Source organism: Halobacterium sp. DL1, assembly GCA_000230955.3.
Classification (GTDB): domain Archaea; phylum Halobacteriota; class Halobacteria; order Halobacteriales; family Halobacteriaceae; genus Halobacterium.
This window is the reverse complement of the sequence record CP007060.1, coordinates 2,505,816-2,530,257: the sequence shown is the minus strand read 5'-3', so window position 1 is coordinate 2,530,257 and position 24,442 is coordinate 2,505,816. Positions and strand designations below refer to the sequence as shown.

30 protein-coding genes, 2 tRNA genes and 1 pseudogene are annotated in these 24,442 nt (G+C 68.4%); 18 read left to right on the top strand and 15 right to left on the bottom strand.

Annotated elements, in window-relative coordinates:
• The first annotated feature begins 51 nt into the window (after positions 1 to 51).
• Both HALDL1_15165 and HALDL1_15160 read left to right on the top strand, forming a co-directional pair.
• The gene (locus tag HALDL1_15165; GenBank protein AHG04779.1) at positions 52 to 1,374 is read left to right on the top strand and encodes an ATPase AAA; all 1,323 of its coding nucleotides are present in this window, start codon (positions 52 to 54) and stop codon (positions 1,372 to 1,374) included.
• Positions 1,374 to 2,189 carry an ATP-binding protein gene (locus tag HALDL1_15160; GenBank protein AHG04778.1) on the top strand — a complete coding sequence of 272 codons (816 nt, stop codon included), beginning with the start codon at positions 1,374 to 1,376 and terminating at the stop codon, positions 2,187 to 2,189. The genes HALDL1_15165 and HALDL1_15160 overlap by 1 nt, the downstream gene beginning before the upstream one ends.
• 117 nt (positions 2,190 to 2,306) lie before the next feature.
• On the opposite strand, the gene HALDL1_15155 is transcribed toward HALDL1_15160, so the two are convergent.
• Positions 2,307 to 3,287 carry a hypothetical protein gene (locus HALDL1_15155; protein ID AHG04777.1) on the bottom strand — a complete coding sequence of 327 codons (981 nt, stop codon included), beginning with the start codon at positions 3,285 to 3,287 and terminating at the stop codon, positions 2,307 to 2,309.
• A 168-nt stretch (positions 3,288 to 3,455) separates the two neighbouring features.
• Here HALDL1_15155 and HALDL1_15150 point away from each other — a divergent pair, with 168 nt between their 5' ends.
• The 10 genes from HALDL1_15150 (at position 3,456) to HALDL1_15105 (ending at position 9,411) form a co-directional block, all read left to right on the top strand.
• Positions 3,456 to 4,694 carry a translation initiation factor 2 subunit gamma gene (locus HALDL1_15150; GenBank protein ID AHG04776.1) on the top strand — a complete coding sequence of 413 codons (1,239 nt, stop codon included), beginning with the start codon at positions 3,456 to 3,458 and terminating at the stop codon, positions 4,692 to 4,694.
• Positions 4,691 to 5,071, top strand: a complete 381-nt coding sequence (locus HALDL1_15145) for a nucleotide binding protein PINc (protein AHG04775.1) — start codon at positions 4,691 to 4,693, stop codon at positions 5,069 to 5,071. The genes HALDL1_15150 and HALDL1_15145 overlap by 4 nt, the downstream gene beginning before the upstream one ends.
• The gene (locus HALDL1_15140) at positions 5,072 to 5,644 is read left to right on the top strand and encodes a DNA-directed RNA polymerase subunit E' (GenBank protein AHG04774.1); all 573 of its coding nucleotides are present in this window, start codon (positions 5,072 to 5,074) and stop codon (positions 5,642 to 5,644) included. It begins immediately after the preceding gene.
• Positions 5,644 to 5,841 (top strand): DNA-directed RNA polymerase subunit E'', encoded by a 198-nt coding sequence (locus HALDL1_15135; protein AHG04773.1) that lies wholly within the window; start codon positions 5,644 to 5,646, stop codon positions 5,839 to 5,841. The genes HALDL1_15140 and HALDL1_15135 overlap by 1 nt, the downstream gene beginning before the upstream one ends.
• Position 5,842: 1 nt before the next feature.
• On the top strand, positions 5,843 to 6,376 hold the full coding sequence (locus HALDL1_15130) for a hypothetical protein (GenBank protein AHG04772.1): 534 nt from the start codon (positions 5,843 to 5,845) through the stop codon (positions 6,374 to 6,376).
• Between the two features lie 75 nt (positions 6,377 to 6,451).
• On the top strand, positions 6,452 to 6,763 hold the full coding sequence (rps24e, locus tag HALDL1_15125) for a 30S ribosomal protein S24 (GenBank protein ID AHG04771.1): 312 nt from the start codon (positions 6,452 to 6,454) through the stop codon (positions 6,761 to 6,763).
• A complete protein-coding gene (locus tag HALDL1_15120) occupies positions 6,763 to 6,897 on the top strand; it encodes a 30S ribosomal protein S27 (protein ID AHG04770.1) in 135 nt (44 codons plus the stop codon). Before rps24e ends, HALDL1_15120 begins: the two co-directional genes overlap by 1 nt.
• Positions 6,898 to 6,905: 8 nt before the next feature.
• Complete coding sequence (locus HALDL1_15115; protein AHG04769.1) at positions 6,906 to 8,522, top strand: serine/threonine-protein kinase; 1,617 nt, start codon at positions 6,906 to 6,908, stop codon at positions 8,520 to 8,522.
• A gap of 28 nt (positions 8,523 to 8,550) precedes the next feature.
• On the top strand, positions 8,551 to 8,823 hold the full coding sequence (locus HALDL1_15110) for a hypothetical protein (protein ID AHG04768.1): 273 nt from the start codon (positions 8,551 to 8,553) through the stop codon (positions 8,821 to 8,823).
• Positions 8,824 to 8,862: 39 nt separating this feature from the next.
• A complete protein-coding gene (locus tag HALDL1_15105; GenBank protein AHG04767.1) occupies positions 8,863 to 9,411 on the top strand; it encodes a deoxyribonucleotide triphosphate pyrophosphatase in 549 nt (182 codons plus the stop codon).
• Between the two features lie 118 nt (positions 9,412 to 9,529).
• Here HALDL1_15105 and HALDL1_15100 read toward each other — a convergent pair whose 3' ends face one another.
• The 6 genes from HALDL1_15100 to HALDL1_15075 form a co-directional block, all read right to left on the bottom strand.
• The gene (locus tag HALDL1_15100) at positions 9,530 to 10,000 is read right to left on the bottom strand and encodes a hypothetical protein (GenBank protein ID AHG04766.1); all 471 of its coding nucleotides are present in this window, start codon (positions 9,998 to 10,000) and stop codon (positions 9,530 to 9,532) included.
• Entirely contained in the window at positions 9,993 to 10,088 is a 96-nt protein-coding gene (locus HALDL1_15095; protein AHG04765.1) for a hypothetical protein, read from the bottom strand. Before HALDL1_15095 ends, HALDL1_15100 begins: the two co-directional genes overlap by 8 nt.
• Positions 10,085 to 10,852, bottom strand: coding sequence for a hypothetical protein (locus tag HALDL1_15090; protein ID AHG04764.1), 768 nt, complete (start codon positions 10,850 to 10,852; stop codon positions 10,085 to 10,087). Before HALDL1_15090 ends, HALDL1_15095 begins: the two co-directional genes overlap by 4 nt.
• 88 nt (positions 10,853 to 10,940) lie before the next feature.
• The gene (locus HALDL1_15085) at positions 10,941 to 11,810 is read right to left on the bottom strand and encodes a dihydrodipicolinate synthase (protein ID AHG04763.1); all 870 of its coding nucleotides are present in this window, start codon (positions 11,808 to 11,810) and stop codon (positions 10,941 to 10,943) included.
• A gap of 284 nt (positions 11,811 to 12,094) precedes the next feature.
• A tRNA-Thr gene (locus HALDL1_15080) sits at positions 12,095 to 12,166 on the bottom strand.
• Positions 12,167 to 12,210: 44 nt separating this feature from the next.
• Positions 12,211 to 12,876, bottom strand: coding sequence for a hypothetical protein (locus HALDL1_15075; GenBank protein AHG04762.1), 666 nt, complete (start codon positions 12,874 to 12,876; stop codon positions 12,211 to 12,213).
• A gap of 59 nt (positions 12,877 to 12,935) precedes the next feature.
• Here HALDL1_15075 and HALDL1_15070 point away from each other — a divergent pair.
• Positions 12,936 to 13,614, top strand: a pseudogene (locus tag HALDL1_15070) (enoyl-CoA hydratase).
• Between the two features lies 1 nt (position 13,615).
• Here the strand turns inward: HALDL1_15070 and HALDL1_15065 are convergent.
• Positions 13,616 to 14,422, bottom strand: a complete 807-nt coding sequence (locus tag HALDL1_15065; GenBank protein ID AHG04761.1) for an NAD synthetase — start codon at positions 14,420 to 14,422, stop codon at positions 13,616 to 13,618.
• Positions 14,423 to 14,631: 209 nt separating this feature from the next.
• On the opposite strand from HALDL1_15065, the gene HALDL1_15060 reads away from it, so the two are divergent.
• The 3 genes from HALDL1_15060 (at position 14,632) to HALDL1_15050 (ending at position 16,007) form a co-directional block, all read left to right on the top strand.
• Positions 14,632 to 14,702 (top strand) — tRNA-Gly (locus tag HALDL1_15060).
• 431 nt (positions 14,703 to 15,133) lie between these two features.
• The gene (locus HALDL1_15055) at positions 15,134 to 15,550 is read left to right on the top strand and encodes a hypothetical protein (GenBank protein AHG05400.1); all 417 of its coding nucleotides are present in this window, start codon (positions 15,134 to 15,136) and stop codon (positions 15,548 to 15,550) included.
• Positions 15,551 to 15,602: 52 nt separating this feature from the next.
• Entirely contained in the window at positions 15,603 to 16,007 is a 405-nt protein-coding gene (locus HALDL1_15050; protein AHG04760.1) for a hypothetical protein, read from the top strand.
• A gap of 20 nt (positions 16,008 to 16,027) precedes the next feature.
• Here HALDL1_15050 and HALDL1_15045 read toward each other — a convergent pair whose 3' ends face one another.
• The 4 genes from HALDL1_15045 to HALDL1_15030 all read right to left on the bottom strand — a co-directional run bounded on the left by HALDL1_15045 (position 16,028) and on the right by HALDL1_15030 (position 18,292).
• Entirely contained in the window at positions 16,028 to 16,291 is a 264-nt protein-coding gene (locus tag HALDL1_15045; GenBank protein ID AHG04759.1) for a glutaredoxin, read from the bottom strand.
• 32 nt (positions 16,292 to 16,323) lie between these two features.
• Positions 16,324 to 17,034, bottom strand: coding sequence for a hypothetical protein (locus HALDL1_15040; protein AHG04758.1), 711 nt, complete (start codon positions 17,032 to 17,034; stop codon positions 16,324 to 16,326).
• Positions 17,031 to 17,279 (bottom strand): hypothetical protein, encoded by a 249-nt coding sequence (locus HALDL1_15035; protein ID AHG04757.1) that lies wholly within the window; start codon positions 17,277 to 17,279, stop codon positions 17,031 to 17,033. The genes HALDL1_15040 and HALDL1_15035 overlap by 4 nt, the downstream gene beginning before the upstream one ends.
• A gap of 101 nt (positions 17,280 to 17,380) precedes the next feature.
• Positions 17,381 to 18,292 (bottom strand): acetyltransferase, encoded by a 912-nt coding sequence (locus HALDL1_15030; GenBank protein AHG04756.1) that lies wholly within the window; start codon positions 18,290 to 18,292, stop codon positions 17,381 to 17,383.
• A 457-nt stretch (positions 18,293 to 18,749) separates the two neighbouring features.
• Here HALDL1_15030 and HALDL1_15025 point away from each other — a divergent pair, with 457 nt between their 5' ends.
• On the top strand, positions 18,750 to 19,808 hold the full coding sequence (locus HALDL1_15025) for a general stress protein (GenBank protein AHG04755.1): 1,059 nt from the start codon (positions 18,750 to 18,752) through the stop codon (positions 19,806 to 19,808).
• A 79-nt stretch (positions 19,809 to 19,887) separates the two neighbouring features.
• Here HALDL1_15025 and HALDL1_15020 read toward each other — a convergent pair whose 3' ends face one another.
• Positions 19,888 to 21,342, bottom strand: coding sequence for a hypothetical protein (locus tag HALDL1_15020; protein ID AHG04754.1), 1,455 nt, complete (start codon positions 21,340 to 21,342; stop codon positions 19,888 to 19,890).
• A 195-nt stretch (positions 21,343 to 21,537) separates the two neighbouring features.
• Here HALDL1_15020 and HALDL1_15015 point away from each other — a divergent pair, with 195 nt between their 5' ends.
• Positions 21,538 to 22,059 carry a PadR family transcriptional regulator gene (locus tag HALDL1_15015; GenBank protein ID AHG04753.1) on the top strand — a complete coding sequence of 174 codons (522 nt, stop codon included), beginning with the start codon at positions 21,538 to 21,540 and terminating at the stop codon, positions 22,057 to 22,059.
• A gap of 153 nt (positions 22,060 to 22,212) precedes the next feature.
• Here the strand turns inward: HALDL1_15015 and HALDL1_15010 are convergent, their stop codons facing one another.
• Both HALDL1_15010 and HALDL1_15005 read right to left on the bottom strand, forming a co-directional pair.
• Positions 22,213 to 22,491, bottom strand: a complete 279-nt coding sequence (locus HALDL1_15010; protein ID AHG04752.1) for a hypothetical protein — start codon at positions 22,489 to 22,491, stop codon at positions 22,213 to 22,215.
• A 138-nt stretch (positions 22,492 to 22,629) separates the two neighbouring features.
• Positions 22,630 to 24,432, bottom strand: a complete 1,803-nt coding sequence (locus tag HALDL1_15005; GenBank protein AHG04751.1) for a metalloprotease — start codon at positions 24,430 to 24,432, stop codon at positions 22,630 to 22,632.
• Positions 24,433 to 24,442 lie beyond the last annotated feature (10 nt).

Sequence of the window (24,442 nt, the reverse complement as noted above, 5' to 3'; positions counted from 1 at the left end):
CCGGGACGACTGCGACGCTCTTAAGCCGCCCGGGTGGATAGTTCCCGGATAGTGACTGAGGCGCTCGACGTCGTCGAATTCCTGCTCACGGCCCGCGTCTACGACCAGCACCGGGAACTCGACGAGAACGACCTACCGCCCGCACACCGCAGCGCACTCTGGGAGAACGACGGCGTTCCGCGGCCGCCACAGGCGACCGAGGAGGCAGTCAGCGAGGCTGCCGGCGTCGAGGACCCCTGGGAGGCGGTGTCCGGGCTGATGTTCACCGACCGCGACACGTTCGCGGGCAGTATGCAACTCGTCGACGACGACATGGCGATCGACTGGTTCGCCGAGCGAGCCGACGCGGAGCGGGTCCACGACAACCCCGCGCTGGCGTTCGTCATGGGCGAGGACTTCGGTGTAGACTACGAGACCGCACGAACGGACAACCGCTCCGTGCAGGCCGACCGGAAGTGGATCGACGGCCTGCTCGCGGAGTACTTCGACGAGGAGGACGAGGAGATGCTCGACCTCGTGGAGGTGCGCTCCCCCGCGGAGATCGACGTCACCCTCGACGACATCGTGCTCACGGAGGAGCAGGAGGAGGAGATGTCGAAGGTGGCGAAGGCCATCGAGCACCGCGACTACCTCGCCACAATCGGGCTCAGCGAGATCGGGAAGCTCCTCTTCGTCGGGCCGCCGGGGACGGGGAAGACCTCGACCGCGCGCGGGCTCGCCCACCAGCTCGACCTCCCGTTCGTCGAGGTGAAGCTCTCGATGATCACGAGCCAGTATCTCGGCGAGACGGCGAAGAACGTCGAGAAGGTGTTCGAGGTGGCGAAACGGCTCTCGCCGTGCATCCTCTTCATGGACGAGTTCGACTTCGTCGCCACCACGCGCACGGGCGACGAGCACAACGCCATCAAGCGCGCCGTCAACACGCTCCTGAAGAGCATCGACGAGGTGAGCCTCGTCAACGACGACGTGCTGCTCATTGGCGCGACCAACCACCCGGACGAACTCGATGCCGCGGCGTGGCGTCGCTTCGACGAGATTCTCTCCTTCCCGCGGCCCGACGAGGCGATGCGCGCGGACATCCTCGCGCTCGTCACCCGGGAACTCGACATCGCGGAGTTCGACCCGGCCGCTGTCGCCGCCCAGACGGAGGGCCTCACGGGCAGCGACCTCCGACTGGTGCTCCGCGAGGCCGTCCTCGACGCGCTCGTCGAGGACCGCCGCACGCTCACCCAGGAGGACCTCATGGCCGCCGTCGAGGACTTCGAGGACCGCGACCACCTCCGGAACCTCGACACGCTCGAGGACGCACTCGAGGACGGCACCACCGCGGAGAGTCACGAGGGACACGACCACGACCACGCGCACGACCACTGATGCGAGTCACGCTGCTCGGCACCGGCGACACGACGGGCACCCCGACGCCGGGGTGTGACTGCGACACCTGCCGGGCGGCGGTCGAGCGCGGCGTCGAACGCACGCGCTTCTCCGTCCACGTCGAAGCCGACAGCGGCGACTCCCTCCTCCTCGATTTTAGTCCAGATTTCCGGACGCAGTTCCTCCGCGAGGACGTCCCGCTTCCGGACGCCGGCGTCGTCACACACGTCCACTTCGACCACCTCGACGGCCTCGGGAACGCCTACCGCCTCTTCGACGACCTGCCGGTGTACGCCGCCGACGAGACGGACCCGGAGACGGGGGAGTCCGTCGCCGAGACGGTCGCCCGGAAGTACGACTACCTCGACAACGTCCATCCCCGCGCCGTCTCGCCGCACGAGTCCTTCGAGGCCGCCGGCTTCGACGTGACGCTGGTTCCGGTCGACCACCCGCCGCTGCTGTGCTACGGCGTGGTGGTCGAGCGCGGCGGGGCGAAACTCGTGCTCTCGGGCGACACCACGTACGCGATTCCCGAGGAATCCAGGGACGCGATGCGAGACCCCGACCTCCTGCTCGCCGACGGCATCGTGCCCGCACACCTCTGCGAGTACCACCCCGCGGGCGGCCAGCACGAGGGTGACAACGGGGTTCCGCGCACGTTCGGAACCAAGCACATGACGAGAGAGGGCGCGCTGGCGCTCGCCGACGACCTGGGTGCCAGCCAGACCCGACTCGTCCACGTCTCACACTTCTACCCCGTCGACGAGGCGTTCGACGACGCGCTGGCGGTGGACGGCGAGACGTTCCATATCTGACCGATGCACCGTAAGACGTTCAGTCGCTGGTGGCCTCGTGACGTAGAAGACAGAACCCGCCTGGCGTGGGCTATCGAAGCGCTCTCTCGATGCGTAGCCACTTCTCCGTGAATCCGCTCAGAACTGGTCGAGACCGGACTGCCTCCTGCGGCCGCCCGCGTCCGCACGCCACGCCGTCGCCGCCTCGCGCTCGCTGTCGAGGTCCGTCTCCGGCGGGTCCGCTTCGGCGTAGCCCGGGCAGTCCGGGCCGCACTCCGCGGCAGCATCCACGAGACGGTCCTTGAACGCGCAGAACGGGAGCGTGGTGTCGCCTTCGCCAGTGGAAGCCTCCGTGCAGGCCGGGAGGTCGAACGTTCTCCACCCCTTGCCGTACGCGCGCTCGGCAACGCTGCGGCGCTGGCGGGCCTTCTCGGCGGCGGTCACGGGTTGCACGTCCGTCCGTCCGGGCTGTTCGTCGAGCACCTCCAGACCCGGTCCCGCCGCGTCGAGTCGCTGCGGTTCGCGGACGACTTCGACTGGGTCCTCGCTGTCGAAGTCGACGCGCCAGACGCCCACCTCGTCTGGAAGCCGATTCAGGTGGGCGCGCGTGACGTGGGACGCGGTGGCGAGGACGGCGTAGTCGAGGACCCCGAGACTGGCGTCGTGGCGCATCTGGAGTCGCAGGTCGCCGGGGCGGCCGAGATCGGGTTTGTTCTCCACGCCGACGAGGCCGCCGACCCAGTCAGGGTAGCGCGCGGTCTGCCGGACGACGTGCTGGCCGCTCCGCCGGGTGAGGTCGAGGAACCCCGTGTCGGCGCCGCGCTCGGCAAGCGAGCGGGCGCGCTCCGGCGGCCCGTCGAAGGCGCGGGTGACGCGGGTCCACTGGCCGACGCGCACGTCGCCGTCGAGGATCGCGGGCGGAATCGTCTCGCTGGTGAGTTCGGTCCGTGCGTCGAACTGTGGCCCCGGGAGCACGCAGACGGTGTCCACGATGCGGCCGCCGGCGGCGTGGACGCTCGTGCCGAGCTGCCGCGAGACGACGCCAGCGTCCCCGACGCCCGGCACGCCCGCTGCTTCGAGGTGGGCGCACAGCCGCAGTTCGAAGCCGAACTCTCGCACGGGCCGGCGTAGGCGGCCGGCCCGGTTAAACGCCGCGTCCCCGGCGGCCGGAGACCGCCGACTGCCGAGGGCCGCGTCTCGGCGCCCGCGGGGGCGTCTCGGCCGCCTCTGTAACAGTAGGTTTATCAGTCGTTCGGGGCGAAATTCACGCAAGATTACTCTGTGAACATGGCAGACAACCACCGACAACCGGAGGTGAACATCGGACTGGTCGGCCACGTGGACCACGGCAAGACGACGCTGGTCCGCGCACTCAGCGGTGAGTGGACTGACCAGCACTCCGAGGAGATGAAACGCGGTATCTCCATCCGCCTCGGATACGCCGACGCCACGCTGCGCCGGTGTCCCGACTGCGACGAGCCCGAGTGTTACACGGTCGAAGAGACGTGCCCGGACCACGAGACGGAGACGGAGGTACTGCGGACCGTCTCCTTCGTCGACGCGCCCGGCCACGAGACGCTGATGGCGACGATGCTCTCGGGGGCGTCCCTGATGGACGGCGCGGTGCTGGTCGTCGGCGCCAACGAACCCGTCCCTCAGCCCCAGACTGAGGAGCACCTGATGGCGCTGGACATCATCGGCATCGAGAACATCGTCATCGCGCAGAACAAGATCGACCTCGTGGACGCCGAGCAGGCCCGCGAGAACTACGAGCAGATCCAGGAGTTCGTCGAGGGCACGGTCGCGGAGGGCGCGCCCATCGTCCCTATCTCCGCCGAACAGGAGATCAACATCGACCTCGTCATCGACGCGCTCCAGTCGGAGATCCCCACGCCCGAGCGGGACCCCGACGCGGACGCCCAGATGTACGTCGCGCGGTCGTTCGACATCAACCGCCCGGGCACGACCTGGGACGGCCTGACCGGCGGCGTGCTCGGCGGCAGTCTCGTCGCCGGCGAACTCGAGGTCGACGAGGAGATCGAACTCCGCCCCGGCCGCGAGGTCGACGAGGGCGGCCAGACGGAGTGGCGCTCGGTCAGCACGGACGTCCGGAGCCTCCAGGCGGGCGGCGAGACGGTCGACTCGGTGTCGCCGGGCGGCCTGCTCGGCGTCGGCACGGGTCTCGACCCGAGTCTCACGAAGGGCGACGCGCTCGCGGGACAGGTCGCCGGCCCGCCCGGCACGCTCCCGCCGACGTGGAACTCCTTCACGATGGACGTCGACCTGCTCGAGCGCCTCGTCGGCGCCGAAGAGGGCGAGGAGATCGAGGACATCTCCACCGGTGAGCCGCTGATGCTCACCGTCGGCACCGCGACGACCGTCGGGGCGGTGACGAGTGCCCGTGAGGACGAGTGCGAGGTAGAACTCAAGCGGCCGGTGTGCGCGCCGCCGGGCGCGAAGATCGCCATCAACCGCCGCGTGGGCGCCCGCTGGCGGCTCATCGGCGTGGGAACGCTCACGGAGTGACCCGAGTCGCCATGGACGCCAACGCGCTGATGATGCCGGTGGAGGTCGGGGTTCGCCTCTTCGAGGAACTCGACCGCACCCTCGGCAGCTACGACGCCGTCGTGCCCGACTGCGTCGTCGCGGAGCTCTCGAAACTCGCCGAACGCGGCGGCGAGGAGGGGAAAGCCGCGAGCGTGGGGGCGGACCTGGCGACCCGCTGTGACGCCGTGGAGACCGAGGAACCGTACGCCGACGACGCGATCTACGGACTCGCCACGCGGGGCGACGTGGACGCAGTCGTCACGAACGACGGCCCCCTGAAGGAGCGCCTGCTCGACGCGGGCGTCCCGGTAATTCATTTAAGGGGTCGGAATCAACTGACTATCACTCAACCATAGATGTACAAGCGAGCACGGCTGAAGGACACGGTGGAGGTTCCGCCCCAGCACCTCGGAGACGTGGGGCCGGACCTCGTGAAGCGGCTGTTACAGGACAAACTAGAGGGACGGATGGACGAGGACATCGGGAGCATCGTCACCGTCACGGAGGTCCACGACCTCGGTGACGGCGCGGTGCTGCCGAGTCGACCCGGCGTCTACTACGATGCCGAGTTCGACGCGGTCACGTTCGACCCCGAGATGCAGGAGGTCGTCGACGGCGAGATCGTCGAGGTCGTCAGCTTCGGCGCCTTCGTCGGCATCGGGCCGGTCGACGGCCTGCTGCACGTCTCCCAGATCTCCGACGAGTACCTCGCGTTCGACGAGGAGAACCAGCAGCTCGCGTCCCGCGAGTCCAACAGCGTCATCGGCACCGGCGACGCGGTGCGGGCGCGAATCGTCACGAAGAGCATCGACGAGCGCAACCCGCGCGAATCGAAGATCGGGCTGACCGCGAAACAGCCCGGGCTCGGGAAGCACGGCTGGCTCCGGGCCGACCGCGAGCAACAGGAGCAGAACCAGGAGGCCGAGTAATGGCATCGAACCGTCTCGCCTGCCACGACTGCCACCACATCGTCGAGCCCGACGAGGAGATGTGTCCGTACTGCTCCTCGACGAGTCTCACCGAGGACTGGGCGGGCTACGTGGTCATCACGCACCCCGAGCAGTCCGAGATTGCCGAGAAGATGGAGGTCGCGGAGTCGGGCGAGTACGCGCTGAAAGTCAGATAGCGTGCCCCGACCGGTCGCCACGCTGCCGCCGGACGCGCGCGGCGCGTTCAAGGACCCCCTCGGACCCGTCTACCAGGACGCCGAGCGACTGCTCGCGGACGCTGGCGACCCGGTCATCGCGGTAGGCGACGTCGTCACCTACCACCTCGTCGCAGCGGGCGCGCCGCCGAAAGTCGCACTCGTCGACGGGAAGACCAAGCGCGAGGAGGCATCGGAGGAAGTCCGCAGTGGCGTGCCCGACGCCGACCGCGAGGTCGAGGTCGCGAGCGAGCCCGCGACGGTATCCGACGAACTGCTGGAAGCGCTCGTCGACGCCATCGACGCCGACGGGTCGACGCTCGTCACCGTCGCCGGCGAGGAGGACCTCGCGACGCTCCCAGCAGTGCTCGCGTCGCCGACGGGCGCGAGCGTCGTCTACGGCCAGCCGAACGAGGGGATGGTGCTGGTGAACGTCGACAGCGAGACGAAGGCGCGGGCCCGAGAACTGGCCAAGTTGCTAGAGACGACCGAGGAGTTCTGGGCGGTTCTCGACTGAGTTTCGGGTTCGAGCGCCCGACAGTCCCTTCGAAATCCTTTTACTGATTTCGCGTCCATGTACACACAACTGACCATGGAAATCGAAATTCTGGAGCAGGAGGAGAACCCGCTGCTCCACCGGACCGAGGTCAAATTCGAGATCAAACACGACGAGGAGACGCCGTCCCGCCTCTCCGTGCGGGACAGCCTCGCCGCGAAACTGGACAAGGACTCCGAGGAGGTCGTCGTCCACAACCTGAATACGAAGTTCGGGATGCGCCAGACCGTCGGCCGGTCGAAGGTGTACGACTCCCCCGAGGAGGCCGCCGAGGTCGAACACGAGCACATGCTCAAGCGCAACAAGATCGGCGAGGACGCCGACAGCGAAGCGGAGGAGGCCGAATAATGCCCCGCGGTGACTACTACGACGACGACGGCCAGGAGGCCCGAGAACACTGCCCCCGCTGTGGCGACACGTTCCTCGCGGACCACGGTGACCGCAAGCACTGCGGGAAGTGCGGCTACACCGAGTGGGAGTAGCGCGGTAGATGCGCGTTCTCGGAATCGAGGGAACCGCCTGGTGTGCGAGCGCCGCCCTCTACGATTCCGGGACTGATTCTGTCCTCATCGAGTCGAGTGCCTACCAGCCCGAGAGCGGTGGCATCCACCCGAGAGAGGCCGCAGAACACATGCGGTCGGCGGTTCCCTCCGTCGTCGAAACCATCCTCGACGAGAGCGACGGCGACGTCGACGCAGTCGCCTTCTCCCGCGGGCCGGGTCTCGGACCCTGCTTGCGCATCGTCGGCTCCGCAGCGCGCGCGCTCGCCCAGACCCTGGACGTGCCGCTGGTCGGCGTCAACCACATGGTCGCGCATCTGGAGGTCGGGCGCCACCGTTCGGGGTTCGACTCGCCGGTCTGCCTGAACGCCAGCGGCGCGAACGCCCACGTCCTCGCCTACCGGAACGGCCGCTACCGCGTGCTCGGGGAGACGATGGACACCGGCGTCGGCAACGCCCTCGACAAGTTCACGCGCCACGTCGGCTGGACCCACCCCGGCGGCCCGAAGGTCGAGGCCCACGCGAAGGAGGGCGAGTACACCGACCTCCCGTACGTCGTGAAGGGGATGGATTTCTCCTTTTCGGGCATCATGAGCGCCGCCAAGGCAGCGTACGACGACGGCGAACGGGTGGAGAACGTCTGTCGCGGCCTGGAGGAGCACGTCTTCGCGATGCTGACCGAAGTCGCCGAACGCGCGCTCTCGCTGACCGGCCGCGACGAACTCGTCCTCGGCGGCGGCGTCGGCCAGAACGACCGCCTTCGGGGGATGCTCGCGTCGATGTGTGAGCAGCGCGGCGCGGAGTTCTTCGCGCCCGAACCCCGATTCCTGCGGGACAACGCGGGGATGATAGCGGTGCTCGGCGCGAAGATGGCCGCGGCGGGCGATACGCTCGCTATCGAGGACTCCGGTATCGACTCGAACTTCCGGCCGGACGAGGTGCCCGTGACGTGGCGGGGACCGGACCCGCCGCCACTCCGGGACGGCGACGTCGTACAGGGCGCGGAGGCGACGATCACCTTCGAGGACGACCGCGTGGTGAAGACCCGCCTCCCGAAGACCTACCGCCACGAGACGCTGGACGCCCGACTGCGGCGGGACCGCACCGTCCTAGAAGCACGACTCACGAGCGAAGCGCGGCGCCACGGCGTGCCGACGCCGCTCGTGTGGGACGTCGACGTGCCGAAGGCGACGCTCACGCTCCAGCGCGTCGGGGATGCCGACCTCCGGGACGCGCTCACCGAATCCCGGGTGCGGGACGTCGGCCGCCACCTCGCAACCATCCACCGGGCCGGGTTCGTCCACGGCGACCCGACCACTCGGAACGTGCGCGTGACGTCGCAGACGTCACGGGACGAACGAGCGGCGAACGCGAGCGACGACCGCACCTACCTCATCGACTTCGGCCTCGGCTACTACACGGACGACGAGGAGGACTACGCGATGGACTGCCACGTCTTCGAGCAGAGTCTCGCGGGCACCGCCGACGACGCCGACGCGCTCGCCACCGCCTTCGAGGCGGCCTACCTGGAACACGGGGTGGAGAGCGTCGTCGACCAGTTGCGGGCTATCGAGGGCCGAGGCCGCTACCAGGCCGCCCCAAACTGATTTGGGCCGTCACGCCGAAGGTCCGCCCATGGCAGAGAAATCGACGCGCGGTGAACTGTTCGGAGTGCCGTACAACTTCGAGCGACCCAGCATCAGCCGGATGCTCTCCTCGTACTGGCAGCCGGGCGAGGGAATGCTCGTGGACAAGCCGTTCGGCGTCGGCTACACGCTGAACCTGGCGAACTGGCGGTCCTGGATCGTGCTCGCGGTCGCCGGGGGACTGCTGTGGCAGCAACAGCAAGGGGACGACGACGGGGATACGCGAGACGAAGCGGTCGAAGTCGTCGTCGACGACGACTGAATCGACGCACCCAATTCCCTGGCCCGCGACGCGGAGCACATGCGCACGCTCCGGTTCGTCACGACGAACCCCGGGAAGGTCCGGGAGGCCGAGCAGTATCTCGAGGACGTCTACGACGTCGAACAGTTCGACTACGACTACACCGAGGTGCAGAGCGTCAGCCTCGACACCATCGCCGCCCGCGGCGCCGAGGAGGCCTACGAGGACCAGGACGCCGACGTGCCCGTCATCGTGGACGACGCGGGGTTGTTCGTCCGCGCACTCGACGGCTTCCCCGGCCCGTACTCCGCGTACGTCGAGGACACGCTGGGTGTCGAGCGCGTCTGGAACCTCGCGGAGTCCCTGGAGAACCGCCGGAGCGCGTTCCGTTGCGTCGTGGCGTTCACCGACGGCGACACCACCGAGACGTTCTCGGGGGCCGTCCAGGGCCGACTGGTCGAACCGCGGGGGGACGGTGGGTTCGGCTACGACCCCATCTTCGAACACGACGGCGAGACGTTCGCCGAGATGGACACCGCCGAGAAGAACGCGCTCAGCCACCGCGGCCGCGCGCTCGCGAAACTCGCCGACTGGCTCGCCGAACGCTGAGATTCAAGTGGGAAGCCGGGACTAACCCGGCGGGTGACCTGAGAACAGCCCGGGTCGGCGACGCGGAAACCGGCGGCGCACCGGCCCGGGAGCGAGTCGCGCGCCACCTGTCAGCCCCTCAGTCCCGCGGGTCGTGGTCCGGACCGGGATACTCCCCGCCGACCACTGCCGAGTAGAGCCGCTCGGGGTCGAAGATGGCCGCGAACGCCGTCGGCGACTTCACGCTCACGTCAACGCGCTTCTGTAGCTCCATCCCCGTCCGCGCCGACTGCAGGTCCTCGTCGTACGTGAGTAGGTGGGCGGCGTTCCCGTGGTAGGCCACCGCGAGCGCCGGGTGGTCGCCCGCTGGGTGCTCGACGAGCGTCGCCGTCGCTTCGACCTTCTCTCTCCAGTCGGCCGCCAGTGCAGCGCCGCCGAGTTCCTCGACGATCGCGGCAGCGTCGTCGAGTAGCGGCTCGCTCGCGACGAGTCCGACCCACGAGTGCGAGCGGACGTGGTCAAGCGCCCGCCGAGCGTCGCCGTCGACGAACAGGTCGGCGGCGAGCACGTCGGCGCCGGCGACGACGCGGGCCGGGTCGACGTCACTCATCGCGACGTTCAGAAAGGGCGTCTCGCACGTCCTCGACGTCGACGTCGTACTCGGCCGCGCGCTCGAACAACGACTGCCACGTCGTCATTGTGTGCCGGCGATGAGGCTCCGCACTTCCTGGCGGTACTCCCCGGGCGTCAGTCCGAGGTCGATGTCGACGGTCACGCTGATGGCCTCGGAGAGCTCCTTGGTCGTCGTCGTCGCGAAGCTCTCGGCGGGGTAGGCCCCACCCGCCACGACGACGTAGTCGCCGACGTTCCACACCGCGAGGTCGCCCGCGACCTCGATGGTGCCCACGTCGATGTTGAACGTCTCCTCGCCGGTGTCGTACGCCATCTTCCCGACCGGGAACTCGGCGGTGAACGTGGCGAGCCCCGGGCTCGCCCCGGAGTCCGTCTGGAAGGGCTCCTCACCGGTCTCCTGGACGTTCTCGAGTCCCTGGTCGCGCATCCGTTGCTTGAACTGTTCGCGCGCGGCGGTCTCAGCCTGCTCGACGACCTCCTTCTGACCGACGCCACCGGGCAGGTTGTTGAGGTCTGGAGAGAAGTTGATGTGGGAGGCCGCGAAGATGGCGAGCGTGCCGTCGATCTGGTCGAGCGTCTTCTCGGAGACCTCGGCGGCGAGCGCCTCGTCGGCGAACGTCAGCGTCGTCGACTTCCCGGTGATGGTGACCGGGCCGTAGGACTCCTCGAAGACCGTCTGCTCCGTCTTGTCCGTCCGTTCCCAGCCGCCCTCGTCGATCTCCGCCTGCGGGACGTCCGGCGGCGCGACAGTGCCGACAGCACTACTACAGCCAGCGAGCGCCCCGAGCCCAACGACGCCCGCTCCTCCGAGGAATCTACGGCGGTTCATGCCCAACAGTCCGACGCTACTGGGTAATGTGTCTTCCGACGGGTGGCAGAACGCTGATGCGAGTGGAACAGGGTCGGCCTACCGCACGCTACAGCGCGTCGTCGACGAGGGTCTCGAGGACAGTGATGGCGTCGTCGTCGACCGGTCGGTGCGGCGAGCGCACGGTGCCCGCCGGCGCGCCGCGGTAGCGCATCGCCGCTTTCAGCCCGGGAACGCCGTACTTCGCGGTCACCGCGTGGTCGAGTTCCACCACCGACCGGTTCACGGCTCGCGCCGCGTCGTCGTCGCCGGCGGCGTGGTGCTCGGCGACTTCCGCAGCGCGTTCCGGCGCGACGTTCGCGAGCGCGAGGACGCCGCCGTCCGCACCCGCGTCGAGCCCCGGCGCGAACAGGCTCCCGCTCCCCACGAACAGGTCGAAGGCCTCGTCGGCGGTGGCCGCCCGGATGCGCTGGAACGCGCCCAGGTTACCGGACGAATCCTTCATACCGGCGACGTTCGGGTGCGAGGCCAGCGACGCCACGGTCTCGGGTACTAGCGCGTGACCAGTGTACTTCGGAACGCTGTAGAGGTAGACCGGGAGGGAGGCGGCGTCCGCGACCTCCCGGTAGTACGCCGCTACGTCGGTCTCGTCGTGCTTGTAGTAGAACGGCGTGACGACGAGCACACCGTCGGCGCCCGCCTCGGCCGCCCGCTCCGTCGCCTCGAGGGTCTCCCGCAGCCCCGGGCTCCCGGTCCCCGCGAGCACCGGAGTGTCCGTCGGTGCGGCATCGACGACCGTCTCCACGACGGCCGCCCGTTCGGTTGCGGTGAGCAGTTCTGCCTCGCTGTTCGACCCGCAGGGCACGAGGAAGTCGACACCGCGGTCGGTCACCCACGCGACGAGGTCCGCCAGCGCGTCGTGGTCCACGTCACCCGTGTCGTCGAACGGTGTCGCCAGTGGAACGCCGAGTCCGTCCATGGGGCGACCACGACCCCAGGCCCCGTAGTCGTTTCCGGTCGCCGCATGCGTCTGACGTACACTTATGTAACCCGGCGAGAATCAGCCGACTGGACGCGCGTCTTACTCCCCACCTCCCCCCACGCGTCCGGCACTCCCCACTCCCACTTTCGCTCGCTCCAGGCAGCGAGGCGGCCGGTTCCGGGCCGCAACCCGTTTTCTGAGTATCAGCTCAACTGACGGGTCGCCGAGACCTGTCGCTATCGAAGCGTAGAACGGGCCGAGAAACCGGAGAGAACGTGGAGAGCCTAGGCCGGAATTTGAATCCGGGGTCTCGTCCTTACCAAGGACGCGCTTTACCGCTAAGCTACCCAGGCACGCATCAGTATCAAGGGACGGCGTCTTCTTTATTCGTTTCGATTCAGCGGTCCCCGACCGAGGTGGGGCTGACCCTGTCGTCCGCCGTCGGGCCGCCGACGCGGGTCATCACCTCTTCGACGCCCTCCGGGAGCGCGTCCGTCGCGTCGGCGAGCGGCGGGGCGCCGTGGTTGGCCGCGAGACCGACGACGTACTGGCGCAGTGGCACCGGCGTCTCGCCGCCCGCAGCCGTGGCGCCAGCGATGGCCGCGAGTTCGAAGACGTTGGCTTCCAGGGTCTGGGCGGTCGAGGTCCGCCCTTCCTGGGCGTCAGTCTGCTCGCGCCCGAACTCCCGGACGGTCTGGACCGCGTGGCTGGCCGCTTCCGTGCGCGCGAGGATGCGGAACCCCCGGGCGACCAGGACGTCAGCGGCGAGTACGTCGAGGTCGTCGTCCGGGTCGGACTCGTCGGTGTCCGCCCACGGCTCGGTGGCGACGAGGTCTCTGGTGACCCGGAGCCCCTCGTAGATGAGCTGCACGCCGGCGGCCCGCCGCGAGACCGCGTGCTCGTCGGCGCTGCCGTCGACTACGCGCGCACTCAGAATCGTCAACACGCCCGGTAACATCGAGGACGACGCGACGTGGTCGTCGATGACCGCCCGGAGCCCGTCGGGTTCGATGTCCGCGACGGCTTCGAGGGCGGCGGCCCGTGCCTGCTCGGCCTCCTCCATCGCGGGAGGGTAGCGGCGGGAACGGCAAAGACCTTTGGAAAGCACCGCGACGGTCCGGTATGCTCGCAGTCACAGACGACGACCGCGTCAGGGTGGTGACCCTCAACCGCCCCGACCGGCGGAACGCGCTCACGCCCGCCGGCCTGGACGACCTGCGGGCCGCAGTCCGCGGCGCCGACCAGCCGGTCGTCTACGTCCACGGGGCGGGCGCGGCGTTCTGTGCCGGCGCGGACCTCGACACGGTCAGGGGCCTCGACCGCGAGCGCGGCGAGGCGTTCGCCCGGCGCGGCCAGCGCACGATGAACGCCATCGCGGACGCCGACAGCGTGGTCGTCGTCGGGCGTCGACGGCGCGGCCCGTGGCGGCGGCGTGGAACTCGCGCTCGCCTGCGACCTCCGCGTCTGCACGCCCGACGCGACGTTCGCGGAGACCGGCGTCACGCTCGGACTGTTCGGCGCCTGGGGTGGGACGCGACGACTCGAGCGAGCGGTTGGTGCGACCCACGCCGCAGACCTCTCGCTGTCCGGACGGGCAGTCGACGCCGAGGCGGCCCGCGAGATGGGTCTCGTCTCCCGTGTCGTCTCCGAGCCGAGAGACGTGGCCGACGAGGTGGCGGCGAACGACGCGGCCGCGCTCCAGGAGTTGAACGCGCTGCTCGCTGTCGACGCGGACCGCGAGGAGACCGACCGTCTGGAGGCCGAGGCGTTCGGCGAACTGCTCTCTCGGGACCCGTTCTGACTCAGGGGGACGGCGGCATCGCGCGTTTGTGCTCGCTGCGCTCGTAGAGCCCCCGCACGTTCTCGACGACGCTGTCCGGGACGCCGAGGTGGCCGGCCGTCGCGCTCGCCGGGACGCCGCCGTCGACGTGAACCGCGAGCACCGCGTCGATGGTGTCGTAGTCGACGCCGAGTTCCTCCTCGTCGGTCTGGTCGGCCCACAGCTCCGCCGTCGGCGTCTTCGTCACGAGGTCCTCGGGGACGTCCAGCTCCCGGGCGAGCTGGCGAACCTGCATCTTGTAGAGGTTGCCGATTGGGTGGCAGTCGACGGCACCGTCGCCGTACTTGGTGAAGTAGCCCGCGAGTGCCTCCGTCCGGTTTCCGGTTCCGAGCACGACGCCGGACTCGTGGTTCGCGACGAGGTAGTTGAGCACGCCGCGGGTGCGTGCGCGGGCGTTCCCGACCGCGAGCTGGTCGCCCTCTGCGTCGGGGTAGAGCTCAGTCAGTAGGTCGACGAACGGGTCGATCTCGACGACGTCGTACTCGATGTCCAGCAGCTCGGCGACCCGCTCGGCGTCGCTCATGTTCGCCTCGCTGGACACCTCCCCGGGCATCACGAGCCCGTGGAGCGCGTCAGACCCCAGCTCCGCCACGGCGAGGTGCGCGACAGTCGTCGAGTCGATACCCCCGGAGAGTCCGAGCACGCAGCGGTCGGCGTCCGCGGCGTCGACGGTCTCCCGGATGAACGACTGGATGCGGTCGCGGCGCTCGGCGAGTTCCGTCTCGGAGAACCGCAGGTCGAGAGGCTCGATGGTGTCTGGACCGGCCATACCCCGCGATTCTCCCGGCACCGACTAAAACCCACTCACCGCCCCCGATTCGTGAACGTTCGTCCACTTCGGGAAACGCTACGTTCAAGTGGCGGCGGGCGGCTAGTAACGTCCGAAGCTCCCTTGCGCCCCGCTATCCGCGGGCGCGAGGCACCCGCGTCGGTGTTGAGGCGAACGGAGTTCGCCGATGCTCGGCGCGAACGCAGTGAGCGCCGGTGGTCTAGTGGTAGGACATGAGCTTCCCAAGCTCATAGCCCGGGTTCAACTCCCGGCCGGCGCATTCTCGTCGCTCACGTTCGTTTGCGACAGAGACTCCGCCGCCCGATGTCTCGTTCGCTTCGCTCACGAGATTCCCGGCCGGCGCACTCCCTTCGAGGTTCCCAAGTTCATAGGAGCAAAACTGAGCGAAGCGAAGTTTTGCGACCTCGGAAGACGAGCACGGCGAATCTTCTGGTGGCCCGGGTTCAACTTCCGGCCGGCGCACTCCCTTCGGTCGTTTGCCGGCCGATGGTCACCTCGCTTCGCTCGGTGACCTCCCGGCCGGCGCATTCTCCTTCGAGGCCCCCGAATCAAGTTGGCGGATTGTCAGCTATCCAGCTCGGGCTACTCCCCGCCGGCAGACGTTCTCACAACTGAGTGTTCTCTACCCCGCAACTCATGTTTTTTTACTAACACTCACACCTAAGCGGCTGTAGTCGACACCGGGGAACGATGCCAGTCTCGAACGACCCACGTGTCGTGTCGCTCGACGTGGCGGCCATGCAGGCGGCAATCGAGGAGGCGGTCGAGGGGTCGCTGCGATCGCTCGTCGAGTTCGACGCCGACGAGTTCAACGCGCTGTACGTCGACGACCTCACGCTCCAGTTCTACGAGGACGAGGACGAGATGCAGACGCACTTCGAGGAGATCCACTCCTACGTCCACCTCGACTTCACCGAGAAGGAGTTCTACAAGGAGGACATCTTCCCGCTGTCCGAGCGGGTCCGCTACCTCGCGACGGGGTTCGACGTGTTCACCGTCGTCCGCGTCTACTTCGGCGACGAGGGGCTGTTCCTCTCACTCGACCGCGGGGAGCCGGTCGAACCGGTCGTGGACGCGGTCGAATCGGTGTACGAGGACACCGAGTGACGCGCGCAGACCGTCCCGAACGCTCATTGTCGCCGACCGACCAACTCGGAGCGTGACGACGCTCGACCCCGGTGCGGCCCGCGACCACGTCGCGTCCGAACACGCACAGGTGGTTGCGGCCGTCGAGACGTGCGCGGACGCCGTGACGGACTCCTGGGACGGTCCCCGGACGACGGACGCGAGCGCCGCCGCCGACCGACTGCAGGCGTGTCTCGCGACGAACGGGGTGCTCGAACGACTCCCGGACCTGCTCGCGGGCGCCGTTGACGCGGCCGGCGGGCGTCTGCAGGCCGACCCCGTCGCCGCCCCGCCGTACGTGGTCGTGACGAGTCGGGGGCCGCTGCTGCGGGCGACGCTCGACGGCGGCCGACTCGTCGTCAGAATCGATGCCTTTCGGGTGACGGACGACGGCGCCTACGAGCGCGCGGACGGTGGTGTGACGGCAGTGTTGCGGTGAGTGGACGCCGTCGTCCGTGACTACGCGTAATGTTCTTCGATGTAGTCGACGATCTCCTCGGAGTCGTACACCGTTTCCTGGCGGTCGGTGTCCACGAGGAACGGGATGGTGTCCTCGCCGCCGATGGCCGTGAGCTGGTGGTGGGTCTGCTCGTTCGTCACGTCGCCGCCCTCGTCGCCGGGCAGACGGGGGTTGTGCGCGACGTAGGAGACGCCGAGTTCCGAGAGCGTCTCGCGAGCCTTCTGGGAGTGCGGGCAGCCTTCGGACTGGTAGAGTTCCAGCATACACCGTCCTACGGTCGCGAGCCACGTAAGCGTCAGCGCACGCGGGGGTAGTCTTCCCGCCCGACCCACTCCCGAAGATTCCGGGCGCCGTCCTCGTCGTAGCGCAGCGGTCGGCGCCACCACGGCCCCTTCCCGGAGTCGGCCGACCACTCCGTCACGACGTGGTTGGCGTCGACGCCGCGCGCGCCGCTCAGCGGGACCGCCCGGTCGTACAGCCTGGAACCGTCGTCGCCGACGAGCAGCACCGCGGCATCGAACGGGTCGCGTTTCAGGTGCGCGTTCCCCGCGTAGGCCTCGCGCTCAGCGTGGGAGAGGTCGGCGAACGCGTCGCCGTCCACTGGGTCGCGAGCGAGCGTGAACTCCCCGATGAGGTACGTTCCCCACTCTGCGGCCATCCAGTCGGCCGGGTCGCCCGGGGCGTCGAGGGTCGCGTAGAAGTAGACCCGGTCGCCCGCCGACAGCGCGGAGAGCGGTCGGGCCTTCACGCCGTGGGGGTCGCCGTACGTGTAGCGGTCACAACAGGTATACTCCGCGAACGTGGGGTCGAGGTGGACCGGCGTCTCCAGGACGTCTGTCGGGACGTCGAGGGGGAGGTCGAGGTCGGCGTACGTCGGCACCGGTTCCGTCGTGGGCTCGGACTCCGGGATGGGCACGTAGACGAACGAGCCGTCCGACCGGAGCGGCCCGCGGAACCCCGGCTGGTTGGTGTTGGCTGCGACGTTGATGGCGACGGCCCGCGTCACGCCCGGAGCACGCTGACACAGTCGCGGCAGAACTTGTAGTCGGGGTCGTTCTCGGCGCCACACTCCGGGCAGAGCGCCACGTCCGGCTCCGACTCCTCGTGGGCCGGGTGGTCGGTGAAGTGGGCACTCTCCCGCGGCATCGGGGAGTCCGTCGCGCCGACGTCGCCGCTCTGGAGGCGCCGCCACACCGCGAACTGGAGCACCGCGACGAAGACGATCGCGAGCACGAACAGCCCCCATTCCATGTGTCTAGCTAACACGCCGAGCCTATTCAGCCTTGGCCCGCCGGGAGCGACGGAATCGCCGCTGTCGTCGGGGGAAGCAACCGTCGGCGATGCGGACGTTCTCACGCGTCCGGTGGCTGGAGGTCGCGCTGGAACTCGTCGTACGTGTCGACCTCAGCCGACAGGTCGACGGGGAGGCGGCGCTCCTCTCGCCGGTTCTCGTTGGCGTCCTCGAGCGGGTCGGCGTCCGACTCCCAGCCCGGCTTCACCTTGACGCTCTTCGCGGGCATCCCCACCGCGACGTGGTGGTCCGGGACGTCGGCCTGAACGACGGAGCGCGCGCCGACGATGGCGTTGGTCCCGATGCGGACGCCAGCCCTGACCATCGCGCCCTGCGTGACGCGGGCGTCGTCGCCGATGATCGTCCGGAAGTTGTCCACCGCGGTCTGGTCGACGATGTCGTGGTCGTGGGTGTAGACGTGGACGCCGTCGCTGACGCTCGCGCGGTCGCCGACGACGAGTTCGCCGCGGTCGTCGAGGTGGACGTCGTCGTGGACCACGACGTTGTCACCGAGTTCGATGTTGTGGCCGTACGTCATCGAGATGCCCCGGAACAGGCGGACGTCCTCGCCGACGTCCGCGAACAGGTGGTCGGCGACCGTCCGGCGGAACCGGTGGGCGAACTCCACGTTGTCAGCCAGCGGCGAGTTGTCGAACTGCCGCCAGAGCCACTGCAGTGGCTTCGAGCGGGCGAACGCCTCCTCGTCCTTCTCGGCGTAGTACTCCGATTCGAGCGTGGCGTTCCGCGGGTCGTAGTTCGACAGCCGCGCCGCCTCGACGGGCGAGACGCTCTCGTCGTTCCGCCACGCCTCGTAGGCGTCCCGGTCGCCGTGGAGGTCCACGAGGATCTCGGTGACGGCCTCTGAGAGCGCGTCCGGGTCGCTCGCCGCCGCGAGCCGGTCGTCCACCTCCGCGATGAACCCGCGGAGCGTGGCCTCCGCGCCGTCGGGGAGCGAGACGCGTCGCTTGGTCATGCGTCGTAGTGGGCCGTGGTCACAGATAGTGGTTTCCGTACCGACGGGAACCCCCGCTTTACTGTTGTGACTGCGTGTATTCGGAGTCAGCTGGTGGGACTCTCTCTACCGCGTAGAAAGCCCCGAGGCTGTGGACTCGATGGACTCGCTGCGCGCCTCGGTCGCGTCGCTCCCTGCGGTGCTTGCGTCGTCCGTCTTTGTCCACAGCCTCGCCCCTTTCAGTCCCAGCCTGCCGGTTGGTCAGTCAGTCGGTGGGACTGAAAGGGGCGGCCAGGTACGGGAAGCACGCCGAAGCAAGCACCGCAGCGACCAGCGGGAGCGAGGAGCACAGCGAGGCGCGCGACCGTACCTGGCCGGGGCTTTCGGGGTGGTATAGATGAATCTGGCAGAGAAACTTGGTACAACTCGTGACGCCGGAACCGCACTCGCTAAGTGACGGACCCTCCAACCTCCGCGCATGCAACACCGCGAACTCGGGGACTCCGGGGTCGAGGTCAGCGAGGTCGGCTTCGGCGCGTGGGTCGTCGGCACCGACTGGTGGGGTGACCGCGACGAGGACGACGCGCTCGAGATGGTGGAGTACGCGCTCGACGCGGGTATCACGTACTTCGACACGGGCGACGTCTACGGGCACGGCCGCAGCGAGGAACTGCTGGGTGAGGTGCTCGCCGAGCGCGGCGACGAGATGACAGTCGCGACGAAGGTTGGCTACGACTTCTACAACAACCCGCAGGCGGGCCACGGCGAACTCCCGAAGGAGATGGACGCCGAGTACCTCCGGGACGCCGTCGAGGGGAGTCTCGACCGACTCGGCGTCGACAGCGTGGACTACCTCCAGCTCCACAATCCGGACGTTTCGGAGCTCACGCCGGACGTGCTGGAACTCCTCGACGAACTCCGCGAGGACGGCCGCGCGGAGGCAATCGGCGTCGCGCTCGGCCCGTCCATCGGCTGGCTCGCGGAGGGCGACTTCGCCATCGAGGAAGCCTTCGACGGCGTCCAGTACGTCGGCAACCTCCTCGAGCAGGACGTCCACAACCACTTCGTGGAGACGGTGCGCGAGACGGGCGCCGCCACGTCGCTCATCCCCCGCGTCCCACACTCCTCGGGGCTCCTGAACGAGCAGGTGACGCCCGAGACGGAGCTCGGCGAGGGCGACCACCGCGGCTTCCGCCCGGACGAGTGGTACGAGACGGGCTGGGAGAAGATCGAGAAACTGCGCTTCCTCGAACGAGACGGAGCCCGAACGCTGGGCCAGGCCGCCATCCAGTGGCTGCTCAGCTTCGACGAGGTCGCGTCCGTCACGCCGACGTTCCGCTCGAAGGACGACATCGACGAGTGGGCGGCTGCACCCGAGACGCCCGCCGTCAGCGACGAGGAGCGCCAGCGCGTCGCGGACCTCTACGCCGACAACTTCGGTGTCGACCGTTTCGACGGGATGGCCGAGGAGGACTACCGGACGAGCGTCGACGGCGACGACCTGCGAGACGCTGGTATCGTCGGCTCCGCGGACTGAGAGTCAGGGGCATAGCGAGCGGCTTTTTATGTAAATTTTTGCGAGTGGGATTCGCGCAGCGAACCCCCGACGCAAAAAGTTACGCGAGGAAGACGTGGCGCGGCCGGCCGGCGAGCACGTCGCGGCCCCAGTCGACGGTGTCCGAGAAGGCGTCCGAGCGGAAGAACGCCATGGCGTCCTCTTTCGAGGCCCACTGGCTGGCGATGAACATGTCGTTCTCGTCCTCGACGTTGACCATCAGGTCGGTCTCGAAGTGGCCGTCCATGTCCGCGAGCACGTCGGCGACGGTGTCGAACTTCTCGACGAAGTCGTCGGTGTGCTCGGGTTTGGTCTCGTAGAACATCCCCATCGTCCCGAAGCCGGACTCCTCGCCCGCTCGCGAGACGACGTCGGGGAGCTCAGAGAGGAAGCCGGCGGCGGTGTCCGCGGCGCTCGCCGTGTCCCAGATGGAGACGACCGCGGAGCGGTCGGTCGCCCGGCCCTCGTACACCGCGGTCTTGACGTGCGTGTCGTAGTGGTCGAAGTTCCCGCGGAGCCCCTCGACCTCCTCGAAGAGGTCGTCGACGTCCGCCTCGGAGTAGAGGACGGTGGCGTGAACGTCCTCGCCGTGGGGTTTGCCGGCGTAGATGTTCAGGTCCTCGAGTTCGCCGCGGAGGTCCTGGTCCTCGGCCTCGTCCTCGCCGCCCTCACCGTGGTGGTGGCCGGTGTCGCCGTGGTGGTGGGCCTCCTTCAGTTCGTTCTGTTGGTCCTCGTCCCCGGTCGGAAGCGGCTTGCCGGCCATGTACGCCGGGAGGTCGGCGGGCGGGAAGCGGCGGCCGACGTAGAACTCGCCGAACTCGCCGTACTTCGAGGACGCCTCGTCGAAGCGCATCTCGTAGACGATGTCCTTGACGTCGGTGAGGTCGTCGGCGAACAGCGTGACGCCCCACTCCCAGTCGTCGAGGCCGACGGAGGACGCGATGACCTGGCTGATCTTCCCGGCGTACTGCTTGCCGACCTCGCCGTGGCCCGCCATCAGGTCGGCGCGCTCCTCCATCGAGAGGTCGTACCAGTTCTGCTCGGGCTGGCGGCGCTTGCTCATCGGGTAGAACGAGACGTAGGTGTCCTCGGGGATGTCGGGCGTGAGCTTCCCCTCCATGTAGCGCCGCAGGCCCGCGTCGACGCTCTTCGGGTCCTCGAAGTACTCAGGGGAGGTGTAGCCCGAAATTTCGGTGACAGAGACGTAGGAGTGGGGCTGCTCGGTGTAGCCGGCGAACGCCGTCTGCTCGAAGGAGCGCTCGATGCGGTCGAGTTCGTCCAGGCTCTCCCGGAAGTGGACGAACAGGAGGTCGGCCTTGTGGCCGGTGATGGAGAAGACGGCGGAGTCCCCATCCTCCGCTTGCGCGAGTGCTTCGCGGTCTTCCAGGAACGATTCGGCTTCTTCGAGTGCGGCCTCGCGGTCGCGCTCCGGGGCGTCCCGCCACGCGTCCCAGTCGACGGTGCGGAAGTCGTGGAGCGCGAACCAGCCCTCCTCGGTCTGCGGGGCGTCTACCATGTTCGGGGGTTCGGAATCCGCGTAGAAGGGTTTTCCTACCGAGGACCACGAGAAATTACCGAAGTGACACGTTCGGGCCACCGCCCCGCCCTCTGAGAGCGCCGGTTTCGTCGGGTGAACCCACCGTTGTCCCCCTCCTGAGCGGGTCACCGCGACCGAAACCCTTTCCCGCCGACCCGCGGAACGTGGGGGCAGATGCGAAAGAGCGGGCCACCGAAGGGACTCGTCTCCTATCTCGTCCTGGAACTGCTCGACGAACAGCCCCGCTACGGCTACGAGATTCTCAAGGAGATCGAGTCACTCAGCGGCGGTCACTGGGAGCCCTCCTACGGCTCCGTCTACCCCATCCTCTACAAGTTCGAGGAGGAGGGGTACGCCGAACGGATCGAGCGCGAGGACGAACCCGACCGGAAGTACTTCGAGATAACCGACGAGGGCCGGGCGGAACTCGCGGACAAGCGCGACGAGGTGGGCGACACGGGCGACGACTTCATCGACGTCATCCTCGGCTTCTACCACGTGTTCGCGGTGCTCGGCACCGACGAACGCTTCGAGATAACGAACCCGGAACCGGGCGAGGGGTGGCGCTTCGACGAGGCGTTCTCCGCCTGGATCGTCGAACAGCTCATCCGCCACCACGACTACTACTTCGAGGAGTTCGAGCGGGTCGAGGACACCCCCGAGGAGTTCGCCGAGCGGATGGGCCTCTCAGAATAGCTCCCGGCAGGTGTCAGAACGGTTCGGTGTTCAGAGCGTACAGTGACACAGCCGCTCGCCTGAGGGCGTAGATGCAGTACCAGGAACTGACGCCGCCTGTGCATCGCCGGTCTCTCCGTCTGGAACGCCGGTTCTAGCGCCGTCGATACTGCATCATTCCACAGTCGTTGCCTGCTCGTCCGCGTCGGTCTCACCCCGGTCCTTCCAGACGATGGTGCGCTGGTTGCTCCCGAAGTACCGGTACGCGGCGTACAGCAGGTTCGGGACGCCCATCGCCCACCAGATGGTGAAGATGGCGATGATGAGGTGGATGCCCGGGTTCCCGAAGTCACGCTGCACGAGCGTGACTCGCTCACGGGTCTCCTCCTCGACCCGCCAGCCCGATTCGACCTTCGCGGTGACCTCACGCCGGTAGGAGTCGGAATGGTCCATACGCACCGTACGGTGCTGCCCCGAAAGTGGTTGCTCGCACGTTGGTTGCGGATTCACTGCCAACGGGCGCTCGCTGGATTCACACGCCTACCGAACGACTCGTCCACGGTCGAAGAAAAACCGCACAAGCGACTACCGCTAGTTCAGCAGCTCCGGTCCGAACAGCATCAACACCAGGCTCGCGAGCATCAGCAGCCCGATGCTCGTCGTGATGGCGCGTATGAACGCTTGCTGGTTGTCGACCGGGAGCCGCGAAGTGACCGCCTCGGCGCCGGTCCGCAGGAGGTGGCCGCCGTCCAGCGGGAACGCCGGGATGCAGTTGAAGAAGCCGAGGTTGAGGTTGATCCACGCGGTCCACAGCAGGACGTTCGCGAACACGAAGACGACGCCGGCGGGGAGCGCGCCGAGCACCCCCTCGACGACGTAGAAGCTCGTGTTCACGCCCGTGAAACCCGGGAAGTTGAAGCCGATGGAGGGGTCGAGCAGGCCGATGAGCGGGAGGTAGAGCCCGCCGACGATGGCCTGAATGAAGCCCAGGACGGGGCCGCCGCCGGAGCCGAACACCGCCGAGAGGTACGCCGACCCGGTGGCGTCGCCGGAGACCATCGTGAGGAACTGCTCGGCGGGGTAGAGGTTCGCGCCGAACCCGGAGACGGTGAGGCCGCTGACGCCCGGCGCGATGCCGACGCCGAAGTAGCTCGAGCCGTCGGGCTGGGTCCCGAGTTCGACCTCGTAGGTCTGGCGCTCGCCGTCGAAGTACGCGACCACGCTGACCGTCTCGCCCGGTGCGCGGGCGTCCAGCACGGTCTGGAGGTCCTCACGGCCCGTCACTCGTTCGCCGTCGACGGAGACGATGACCGCGGTCGCCTCGGCGGGGAGTCCGCTGGCGGCCGCGGGGCTGTTCGGCGCGACGGTCACGAACGCGCCCGCCGGCCCGGTCACCGACTTCCCGCCCTCGGTCGTGAACGTCGCGACGGTGTTGTTCTCGATGGCATCACGCAGTCCGGCCTCGGTGTGGACCGCGGTGCCGTTGACCTCGGTTATCGTGTCGCCCCGCTCGATGGCGGCCAGCGGCGACTCCGAGGAGTTCCCGACGACCAGCAGCCGCCGGTCGACGTCGACCTGGTCGCCGTTCGCGAGCGTCACCGACACCGAGCGGTCCCCGGTCTCGCCGAGCGCACGCTGGAACTCGGTGTTGTTCTCGACCGCTTCGCCGCCCACGGAGACGATGCGGTCGCCGCCCGAGATGCCCGCTTCGGCCGCCGCGGAGTCGTCGTACACCGCGCCAACGAGGCCGCCGTCGGCGACGGCGATGGCTCCCGCGACGGGGCCGAACAGGAGGCCGAACGCGAGCACGACGACGAGGAAGTTGTTCGTCACACCCGCCGCGAACATGCGCGCTTGCGCACCGCGGGACTTCTCCTTCTGGCTCTCCTGGTTGGGTTCGACGAACGCGCCGATGGGGAGGATGGCGAGCAGCACGGCGCCCATCGACTCGACCTCGATGTCCTCGACGCGGGACATCAGGCCGTGGCCGAACTCGTGGACGACCATCCCGACGAAGAGACCGAGCACGATTTCGGGCGCGACAGACGCGGGGAGGAACTCGTTGAAGCCCGGGATGATGAGCGTGTTCTGTGGCTCGTTCACGGCGGAGGGCTCCGGCGGGTTCGCGAGCGTCGAAACGGCCGACAGCAGGAGGACGAACAGCACGCTCACGAGCACGACGGCGGTGATGCCGAGCCCGAAGTTCCCCCACGCGCGCCACGCCCGCTTCGGCGTCGCTGCCCAGTCGAGGAACCGCTTCCCGCGCTTCGTGTGCAGCGTCAGCACCGGCCCCGTCGCGGAGACCCACGACGGCAGCAGCCCAGAACTGCGGGCCCACGCCACGCCCGCCCAGTAGACGACGAGTGCGACGAGCAGTACCGTCCAGATGTCCATTGATGAGAAC

What these genes read in the sequence shown, in the direction of transcription:
- HALDL1_15160 (AHG04778.1), top strand. Translation starts at nt 1,374, where the DNA reads ATGCGAGTCACGCTGCTCGGCACCGGCGACACGACGGGCACCCCGACG.
- HALDL1_15150 (AHG04776.1), top strand. Translation starts at nt 3,456, where the DNA reads ATGGCAGACAACCACCGACAACCGGAGGTGAACATCGGACTGGTCGGC.
- HALDL1_15140 (AHG04774.1), top strand. Translation starts at nt 5,072, where the DNA reads ATGTACAAGCGAGCACGGCTGAAGGACACGGTGGAGGTTCCGCCCCAG.
- HALDL1_15135 (AHG04773.1), top strand. Translation starts at nt 5,644, where the DNA reads ATGGCATCGAACCGTCTCGCCTGCCACGACTGCCACCACATCGTCGAG.
- rps24e (AHG04771.1), top strand. Translation starts at nt 6,452, where the DNA reads ATGGAAATCGAAATTCTGGAGCAGGAGGAGAACCCGCTGCTCCACCGG.
- HALDL1_15120 (AHG04770.1), top strand. Translation starts at nt 6,763, where the DNA reads ATGCCCCGCGGTGACTACTACGACGACGACGGCCAGGAGGCCCGAGAA.
- HALDL1_15115 (AHG04769.1), top strand. Translation starts at nt 6,906, where the DNA reads ATGCGCGTTCTCGGAATCGAGGGAACCGCCTGGTGTGCGAGCGCCGCC.
- HALDL1_15110 (AHG04768.1), top strand. Translation starts at nt 8,551, where the DNA reads ATGGCAGAGAAATCGACGCGCGGTGAACTGTTCGGAGTGCCGTACAAC.
- HALDL1_15105 (AHG04767.1), top strand. Translation starts at nt 8,863, where the DNA reads ATGCGCACGCTCCGGTTCGTCACGACGAACCCCGGGAAGGTCCGGGAG.
- HALDL1_15100 (AHG04766.1), bottom strand. Translation starts at nt 10,000, where the DNA reads ATGAGTGACGTCGACCCGGCCCGCGTCGTCGCCGGCGCCGACGTGCTC.
- HALDL1_15095 (AHG04765.1), bottom strand. Translation starts at nt 10,088, where the DNA reads ATGACGACGTGGCAGTCGTTGTTCGAGCGCGCGGCCGAGTACGACGTC.
- HALDL1_15090 (AHG04764.1), bottom strand. Translation starts at nt 10,852, where the DNA reads ATGAACCGCCGTAGATTCCTCGGAGGAGCGGGCGTCGTTGGGCTCGGG.
- HALDL1_15085 (AHG04763.1), bottom strand. Translation starts at nt 11,810, where the DNA reads ATGGACGGACTCGGCGTTCCACTGGCGACACCGTTCGACGACACGGGT.
- HALDL1_15075 (AHG04762.1), bottom strand. Translation starts at nt 12,876, where the DNA reads ATGGAGGAGGCCGAGCAGGCACGGGCCGCCGCCCTCGAAGCCGTCGCG.
- HALDL1_15065 (AHG04761.1), bottom strand. Translation starts at nt 14,422, where the DNA reads ATGGCCGGTCCAGACACCATCGAGCCTCTCGACCTGCGGTTCTCCGAG.
- HALDL1_15055 (AHG05400.1), top strand. Translation starts at nt 15,134, where the DNA reads ATGCCAGTCTCGAACGACCCACGTGTCGTGTCGCTCGACGTGGCGGCC.
- HALDL1_15045 (AHG04759.1), bottom strand. Translation starts at nt 16,291, where the DNA reads ATGCTGGAACTCTACCAGTCCGAAGGCTGCCCGCACTCCCAGAAGGCT.
- HALDL1_15035 (AHG04757.1), bottom strand. Translation starts at nt 17,279, where the DNA reads ATGGAATGGGGGCTGTTCGTGCTCGCGATCGTCTTCGTCGCGGTGCTC.
- HALDL1_15030 (AHG04756.1), bottom strand. Translation starts at nt 18,292, where the DNA reads ATGACCAAGCGACGCGTCTCGCTCCCCGACGGCGCGGAGGCCACGCTC.
- HALDL1_15025 (AHG04755.1), top strand. Translation starts at nt 18,750, where the DNA reads ATGCAACACCGCGAACTCGGGGACTCCGGGGTCGAGGTCAGCGAGGTC.
- HALDL1_15020 (AHG04754.1), bottom strand. Translation starts at nt 21,342, where the DNA reads ATGGTAGACGCCCCGCAGACCGAGGAGGGCTGGTTCGCGCTCCACGAC.
- HALDL1_15015 (AHG04753.1), top strand. Translation starts at nt 21,538, where the DNA reads ATGCGAAAGAGCGGGCCACCGAAGGGACTCGTCTCCTATCTCGTCCTG.
- HALDL1_15010 (AHG04752.1), bottom strand. Translation starts at nt 22,491, where the DNA reads ATGGACCATTCCGACTCCTACCGGCGTGAGGTCACCGCGAAGGTCGAA.
- HALDL1_15005 (AHG04751.1), bottom strand. Translation starts at nt 24,432, where the DNA reads ATGGACATCTGGACGGTACTGCTCGTCGCACTCGTCGTCTACTGGGCG.